Here is a 7,774-nt window from a genome sequence, read left to right on the forward strand (position 1 = left end):
GGCTCGGTTGGTCACGTCAGCCGTTCTGGCCCGAAGTGCGTCGCAGCAAGGTCGCCCGGCGCGCGGCGAGTCCGGACAGCAGGGCCGTCCAGCGGGACGAGGCGGCCCAGGCCACCCGGACGGCCGAGCGCGGCGCCAGCAGCGCGCGCAGCCGGGTGGAACGGCTCACCGACGCCCGGAGCGCGTCCGTGACCCGCCGGGCGTCTTCCGCGACGCCCGCCGCCGGGTGGGGACGTGGAGCGTAGAGGACCTGCTCCACCGTGGACGCCAGCCGGTGCACCGCCGCCTCCTCGGGCGGATCCAGCCGTCCGAGCCGGACGATCCGCGCGGCCGCCCCGCGCGGCGTCCGGGACTCGTCCGGCCCGATGCCGTGGTCCCACGCCGTGTCCGTCACCTCCTGCCAGGCGGCGAGGGCGTGAGCCGCGAGGGCCGCCTCCGAATGCCCGTGCGCGCCGAGCCGCACGGCCCGGACCCGGGCCCGCCACAGCATCGGCAGGAACGGGACCGCCAGTACCGCGAGCCCGGCCAGGACGAGCAGCGGCAGCAGCCACCAGGGCCGGCCGCCGTCGTCGGAGCCGGCCGTGGCCAGGGCGGACTCGCTCGGGCAGGCCTCCAGCTTCTTCTGCTGGACCGAGCAGCTCTCGCTCGCCGACGGTGCGGCGGACGGGGCCGTGGACGCGGACCCGGACGGCTTCGGCACCGACGGGAGGCTGCTGTCCGGGGTGTCCGCCTGCGTGTACTCGGGCACCGTGCCCCGGTTGGGGGTGGGCTCGAAGCGAGTCCAGCCGACCCCCTCGAAGTACAGCTCGGGCCAGGCGTGCGCGTCCCGCAGGCCCACCGACATCGAACCGTCCGCCTGCGGCGAGCCGGGCGTGAAGCCCACCGCGACCCGGGCCGGTATGCCCAGGGTGCGGGCCATCGAGGCCATCGCGAAGGAGAAGTGGACGCAGAAGCCCTCCTTCTCCCGCAGGAAACGCGCGATCGCCGCGGAACCGCTGCCGACCTGCACCTGGGTGTCGTACGTGAAGCCGCCGTTGACGGCGAAGTAGTCCTGGAGGTCGACGGCCCGCTCGTAGTCGTTCGTGGCGTCCTCGGTGACCTTGAGCGCGGTCCGCGCCACCTCGGGCGGCAGCGACTCCGGGACCTTGGTGAACTCGCGCCGCAGGGCGGCCGGCGGCTGCGGGGCGGAGGCCAGCTGCTCCGCGGTCGGCTGCACGATCAGGCTCGCCACCTCGTACCGCGCGCCGCGGGTGTTCTGGCCGTGGTCGCCGACGAGCGTGCGGCCCAGCGGTTCGTAGCGCCAGTTGCCGTCGATGTCCACCTTGCTGGCGGGGTAGGGCATCGGCAGCCAGTCCTGCGCGTACCAGTCGGACGCCGAGATGCGCGTCCGGATCTCCGACCGGCGGATGTCGGGACCGAGGCCGATGGGGGTCGGCAACGTGTCCGGCACCGCCTGGATGCGGCGCTGGGCCGGCTTCCAGGCGGTGCCGTCGAACTCGTCCAGGGAGACGATCCGCAGATACAGGTCCTGCGTGTCCTTGGTGTCGGTGCGGTACGACATGACCTGGCGGTCCTCGTTCACGTTCAGGCTGTCGCGCAGCGAGACCAGGGGGTTCACCGCGGAGATCGTGCCGCCGCCCCCGGCGCCCGACCCGGCGCCGGTCCCGGCGCCGTCCAGCAGGCCGCCGTCCAGGGCGGGCAGACCGAGCGGTACCACCAGGGCGACGCCCAGGGCCACCGCGCCGATGCGCCGCCCGGTGCGGACGGGGGCGACCGCGCCGCTCCCCGCGTCCGCACCGGGGCCGCGGGGTCCGCCGCCGAAGACACGGCCCCACTGGGAGAGCCGTTCCCGGCCCTCCGCCAGCAGCAGCATGAGATATCCGCAGGCCGCGAGCAGGAACCACAGCCACGCGGTGCCGCCGTCCGAGAGGCCCGCGGCCACCGAGTACAGCGCCAGCAGCGGCAGCCCGGCCGGGGCGGCGCTGCGGAACGTCACCGCGAGCGCGTCCACGGCGAGGCCGATCACCAGGACCCCGCCGACCAGCATCAGCCGGATGCCGTCCGACAGGGGAGCCGGGATCGCATACCGCCCGACGTCGTCCGAGCCCGCCTGGAGTAGGGCCCCCAGCCGGTCGAACACCTCCGGTCCCGGGATCACGCCCGCGACGGCCTGCCCACGCGCGAAAGTCAGAGTCAGCAGCACCAGCGTCGCCAGGGCCTGCAGCGCCACCGTCAGCGTCCGGGCCAGCGGCACCCGCCTGGCCAGCGCGCCCACCGCGGTCTGGACCGTCAGCAGCAGGGCCGCCTGCAGGATCCACGTCGCCGGGTCGACCAGCGGCAGCAGGGCGCAGGATGTCAGCAGCGTCGCCGCCGCGGCACACAGCGCCAGTCGTGCGCGCCCGCTCATGAGCCGCCTCCCATCGGGCTGCCCGTGGCCGCGGCGCTCGTGCGCTGCCGGTCGGCCTGCCGCCACAGGTCGGCGAAATCCGCTCCCCGCGGCACCTTCACCGCGGTCCAGCCCGCCTCGCGCAGCATGCGCAGCCTTCTCTCCCCGCTTCCGTCCGGCGGGCCGGGGACACCGGACGGCTGCCGCACCCACGCGTCGCTCTCCAGCAGGAAGGCGAGGGCGCCGCCACTGCGCCGGCGCATCCTGGCGAGCACCGTCGCCTGCTCCTCGTCCAGGTCGCCCAGGAAGGCGATCAGCAGACCCTCGCTCCCGCCGCGCAGCGCGTCGTGGGCGCGCGACAGGCCCGCCCCGTCCGAGTGGTCGACCACGGCGAGCGTGTCCATCATCAGCCCCGCCGCGTCGGCGGACTCCTGGCTGGCGCCCGCGAAACCGTCGGCGCTCTCGCCGGGCACCGAACTGCCCGTGTCCGTCAGCAGCCGCACGGAGAAACCCCGTTCGAGCATGTGGACCAGGGTGGAGGCCGCGCCCGACACGGCCCACTCGAAGGCCGCGTCCGGGCCGGCTCCGGCGTAGGCGATGCCGCGGGTGTCCAGCAGGACCGTGCAGCGGGCGCGCTGCGGCTGCTCCTCGCGGCGCACCATCAGCTCGCCGTAGCGTGCGGTCAGCCGCCAGTGCACCCGGCGCAGGTCGTCGCCGTGCCGGTAGCCGCGGGGTATCACGTCGTCCTCGCCGGCCAGCGCGAGCGAACGCTGCCGCCCGTCGCCGTACCCCTTCGCCTCGCCGCTCAGCCGCACCGGCGGCAGCGGCTCCACGCGCGGGATGACCGTGAGGGTGTCGTACGTCGAGAAGGAACGGGTCAGTTCGCACAGCCCGAACGGGTCGGTGAGGCGCAGCTGGAGCGGCCCCAGGGGATAGCGGCCGCGCAGGTCGGAGCGCACGCGGTAGGACACCTCGCGATGGCCGCCCGCCTCCATCCGGTCCAGGACGAACCGGGGACGGGGGCCGAGCACGTACGGCACCCGGTCCTGGAGCATGAGCAGACCCGTGGGCAGCCGCGACACGTTGTCCATCCGCAGGTGGACGCGGGCCTCGGAACCGGCGGGCACGCGCGCGGGGGAGAGCCTGCGGCTGCCCGCGACCCGGTAGCGGGTGCGGTACAGCACGGTCGCGCACAGCAGCGGCAGCACCGCGAGCAGCAGGCCGACCCGCAGCAGACCGCTCTGTCCCAGGACGTACGCGCAGACGGCGGCCGCCACTCCGGCGGCCAGGAAGGAACGCCCGCGCGTGGTGAGCCCGGCGAGCGCCGTGCGCAGCCCGCCCCTGGACTCCTCCGCGTGGCCCATCCCCCCGGACGTCATCACAGCCTCCGGGGCGGCTGCTGGTCGAACGCGGGCGTGCCGCGGCCCATGGCGAACCCGCTCTGCGGCTGGGGAGCCGAGGGCACGGGCGTGCGCTGGAGGATCTCCTGGACGACCTGCTCGGCCGTGCGGCGGTTCAGCTGTGCCTGTGCCGTGGGCAGCAGCCGGTGGGCCAGGACCGCCACGGCGAGCGCCTGGATGTCGTCCGGCAGCGCGTACTCCCGGCCGCTGAGGGCGGCCGACGCCTTCGCCGCGCGCAGCAGATGCAGCGTGGCGCGCGGCGAGGCGCCGAGTCTGAGATCCGGGTGCGTACGGGTGGCCGCCACCAGGTCCACCGCGTAGCGCCGGACCGGCTGGGCGACGTGGACCGAGCGGACCGCGTCGATCAGCTTCACGATGTCGTGTGCGTGCGCCACCGGCTGGAGGTCGTCCAACGGGGAGACGCCGCCGTGGACGTCCAGCATCTGGAGCTCGGCCTCCGCGCTGGGATAGCCGATGGAGACGCGGGCCATGAAGCGGTCGCGCTGGGCCTCGGGCAGCGGATAGGTGCCCTCCATCTCGACCGGGTTCTGCGTGGCCACCACCATGAAGGGGCCCGGCAGCTCGTAGGTCTGCCCGTCGATGGTGACCTGGCGCTCCTCCATGGACTCCAGGAGGGCCGACTGCGTCTTCGGGGAGGCGCGGTTGATCTCGTCGCCGATCACGATCTGCGCGAAGATCGCCCCCGGCTTGAACTCGAAGTCCCGGCGCTGCTGGTCCCAGATGGACACCCCGGTGATGTCCGAGGGCAGCAGGTCGGGCGTGAACTGAATTCGCCGCACCGAGCAGTCGATGGACCGCGCCAGTGCCTTGGCCAGCATCGTCTTGCCGACGCCGGGGACATCCTCGATCAGAAGATGTCCCTCGGCGAGCAGCACGGTCAGCGAAAGCCGTACGACCTCTGGCTTGCCTTCGATCACTCCTTCCACCGAACTGCGGACTCGCTCCGCAGTGGCGGTCAGATCCGTAAGGCTCGCTCGATCGTCATAGGTCGTCACCCGGCCCTCCTCGGCCCTTTCTCGGGCCGACGCTGCGATGCGGACCGGCCCACCCCGAAACACGGACACCACGCGCGGAAAGTTCCGCGTGACGCCACACCCGCATTCTTGTTGCCGTTACCGGTTCGTGTCACTCGACTGTGGACAACCGGCCGTGCTATGTCACGGCTTACAACCTTTTGGGTACGGACAGTGCCCGCCGTTCACGTCCGACGGGCACTCCGGGGGCCGGCTAGACGGGATCGATCTCGCGCAGCAGACCCGTCTTCACGTCGAAGACGAAGCCGCGTACGTCGTCGGTGTGCAGCAGGAACGGTGAGGTGCGCACCCGCTGCATCGACTGCCGTACGTCCTGCTCGACGTCCCGGAAGGCCTCCACCGCCCAGGCGGGACGCTGACCGACCTCCATCTCCAGGTCGTGCCGGAACTCCTCGGTGAGGGACTCCAGGCCGCAGCCCGTGTGGTGGATGAGGACGACGCTGCGCGTCCCGAGCGCGCGCTGGCTGATCGTCAGGGAGCGGATCACGTCGTCGGTGACCACCCCGCCGGCGTTGCGGATGGTGTGGCAGTCGCCGAGCTTCAGGCCGAGCGCGGCGTGCAGGTCGAGCCGCGCGTCCATACAGGCGACCACGGCGACGTGGAGCACCGGACGGGCGTCCATACCGGGGTCGTTGAAGGCGGCGGCGTACCGCTCGTTCGCGTCGACGAGCCGGTCGGTGACGGAGTCCCCGGCGGCTATGGCGTCTTCGGGCTCTGTGGGCACGGATGCAGAAGTCGTCATACCGAAGACGTTACTGGTCACCCGGGGCGCGGTCCTGCTGTGAGAGAGGACAAAGAACGCCATCGCGGCTTGTTGTGAGCTAATCCACACGGGCGGTCACGGGGTGCCCGAACGGGTGATTCGGCGGGTCCGCCGCTTCGGAGGGGCTGCGGCCCGCGACGCGCAAGCCGGTTGATTGACCGCGAGACACCGTGGACTAAAGTGACGCGAAGCGGGAGGCGAGGTTCTCCCCGCAGGACTTTTCACCCGGAGGGCCCGGTGGTTTCCCGGGGTCTCCCCGCGTGCGCGGCGCGCACGTACGGCTCGGCCTCCTCCCGCTCCCGGTCGGCTGACGCCACTCATCAGGCGCAGGCCGACCTCCCCTTCCGGAGCGGGCGGGGACCCGGCGGTGCGTACGGCCGCGCCGGATCTGAGAGGGCCCAGGTTCAAATGGGGCGCGAAGCGCATGCGAATGAGGGCGACGCCGGGCGACGGGAGGGCCAGAGCCGGCATGTCCCGGTGATGCTCCAGCGGTGCCTGGACATGCTGGCGCCCGCGCTGGAGCGGCCGGGAGCGGTGGTCGTCGACTGCACCCTCGGTCTCGGCGGCCACAGCGAGGCACTGCTGGCCCGCTTCCCCGAGGCACGGCTCGTCGCCCTGGACCGGGACAAGGAGGCGCTGCGGCTGTCCGGGGAGCGGCTCGCCCCCTTCGGCGACCGCGCGACCCTGGTGCACGCGGTGTACGACGAACTGCCCGACGTGCTCGACCGCCTGGGCCTGACGCACGTCCAGGGCGTGCTCTTCGACCTCGGCGTCTCCTCCATGCAGCTCGACGAGGCCGACCGCGGGTTCGCCTACGCGCAGGACGCCCCGCTCGACATGCGCATGGACCAGACGACCGGCATCAGCGCCGCCGAGGTCCTCAACACCTACCCGCCCGGCGAACTCGTGCGGATCCTGCGGGCGTACGGCGAGGAGAAGCAGGCCAAGCGGATCGTGTCCGCCGTCGTGCGCGAACGCGCGAAGGAGCCCTTCAGCAACAGCGCCCGGCTCGTCGAGCTGATCCGCGACGCGCTGCCGCAGGCCGCCAAGCGGACCGGCGGCAACCCCGCCAAGCGCACCTTCCAGGCCCTGCGCATCGAGGTCAACGGCGAACTGACCGTCCTGGAGCGGGCGGTCCCGGCCGCGGTGAAGGCGCTCGCAGTCGAGGGCCGGATCGCGGTGCTGTCGTACCACTCCCTGGAGGACCGGCTGGTCAAGCAGGTGTTCGCGGCCGGCGCCGCCTCCACCGCGCCGCCCGGACTGCCGGTCGTCCCCGAGCGCTACCAGCCCCGGCTCAAGCTCCTCACCCGCGGTGCCGAACTTCCCACCGAGGAAGAGATCGCCGAGAACCGGCGGGCGGCTCCCGCGCGGCTGCGCGGGGCGCAGCGCATCCGCGAGGAAGCCGAGTGAGGCGTACGAGGGGGGCCTTGTGAGGCACACCGAGGGGGAGCGCGAGTGAGTCGGGAAGGCACACGCACCGGGAGGGTCCGTGCGTAGGAAACCCCAGCTCCGGGGACGCGCCGCCCGGCTCGCGCGGCTGCTCCCGACCGGTGCGGGCCAGGCCGCCCGCACCCCCTTCGTCCTGCTGGTCGTCCTGCTGCTCGGCGGGGGGCTGATCGGCCTGCTCGTGCTGAACTCCGCACTGAGCGAGGGGTCGTTCCGGCTCGACGACCTCCAGCGGGAGACGAAGAGCCTCACCGACGAGGAGCAGGAACTCCAGCGGGACGTGGACTCCTACTCGGCGCCCGACGCGCTCCAGCGGCGCGCCCGCGAGCTGGGCATGGTCCCCGGCGGCGACCCGGCCTTCCTCGAACCCGACGGCACCGTCAAGGGTGTACCCGGAGCGGCCGTCGAGCGGTCCTCGCTCCGCGACCCCGTGGTGCTGCCGCCCGAGGCCATCGCCCCGGCGCCAGGCCCGGGACCGGCTCCCGCACCGGCCGCGAGCGACCTCTCCGGGCAGTTCCTCACGGCCGCACCCACCGCGCCGCCCCCCGCTGTCCCCGCCCCGTCCGCAGAGCCCTTCACAACCCCCGGCAGGTGACGGAAGTGTCCGACAGGGAACCGCCGCGCCGCCGCGTGCCAGGACCGGCCCGGCCCGCCCGCCCCGCGGGCCGGTCGCGTCCGGGCCCCGGCGCCCGCCCCGGCCGCCGCCCGGGCGCGCCCCGGCCGG

Annotated in this window: 6 protein-coding genes; 2 read left to right on the top strand and 4 right to left on the bottom strand. The window is 73.6% G+C overall.

The annotated features are described in order from the left end of the window. Positions 1 to 16 precede the first annotated feature (16 nt). The 4 genes from AC0ZLC_RS31770 to AC0ZLC_RS31785 form a co-directional block, all read right to left on the bottom strand. Positions 17 to 2,407, bottom strand: a complete 2,391-nt coding sequence (locus AC0ZLC_RS31770; RefSeq protein ID WP_476755397.1) for a transglutaminase TgpA family protein — start codon at positions 2,405 to 2,407, stop codon at positions 17 to 19. Next, positions 2,404 to 3,765 carry a DUF58 domain-containing protein gene (locus AC0ZLC_RS31775; protein WP_476755398.1) on the bottom strand — a complete coding sequence of 454 codons (1,362 nt, stop codon included), beginning with the start codon at positions 3,763 to 3,765 and terminating at the stop codon, positions 2,404 to 2,406. Before AC0ZLC_RS31775 ends, AC0ZLC_RS31770 begins: the two co-directional genes overlap by 4 nt. After that, positions 3,765 to 4,802, bottom strand: coding sequence for an AAA family ATPase (locus tag AC0ZLC_RS31780; protein ID WP_476755399.1), 1,038 nt, complete (start codon positions 4,800 to 4,802; stop codon positions 3,765 to 3,767). Before AC0ZLC_RS31780 ends, AC0ZLC_RS31775 begins: the two co-directional genes overlap by 1 nt. A 232-nt stretch (positions 4,803 to 5,034) precedes the next feature. After that, positions 5,035 to 5,583 carry a beta-class carbonic anhydrase gene (locus AC0ZLC_RS31785; protein ID WP_476755400.1) on the bottom strand — a complete coding sequence of 183 codons (549 nt, stop codon included), beginning with the start codon at positions 5,581 to 5,583 and terminating at the stop codon, positions 5,035 to 5,037. 429 nt (positions 5,584 to 6,012) lie between these two features. On the opposite strand from AC0ZLC_RS31785, the gene rsmH reads away from it, so the two are divergent. After that, a complete protein-coding gene (rsmH, locus tag AC0ZLC_RS31790; RefSeq protein WP_476755401.1) occupies positions 6,013 to 7,014 on the top strand; it encodes a 16S rRNA (cytosine(1402)-N(4))-methyltransferase RsmH in 1,002 nt (333 codons plus the stop codon). A 79-nt stretch (positions 7,015 to 7,093) separates the two neighbouring features. After that, positions 7,094 to 7,645 (top strand): cell division protein FtsL, encoded by a 552-nt coding sequence (gene ftsL / locus AC0ZLC_RS31795; RefSeq protein WP_476755402.1) that lies wholly within the window; start codon positions 7,094 to 7,096, stop codon positions 7,643 to 7,645. Positions 7,646 to 7,774: the final 129 nt, after the last annotated feature.

This window comes from Streptomyces sp. GLSS-08 (genome assembly GCF_056387915.1).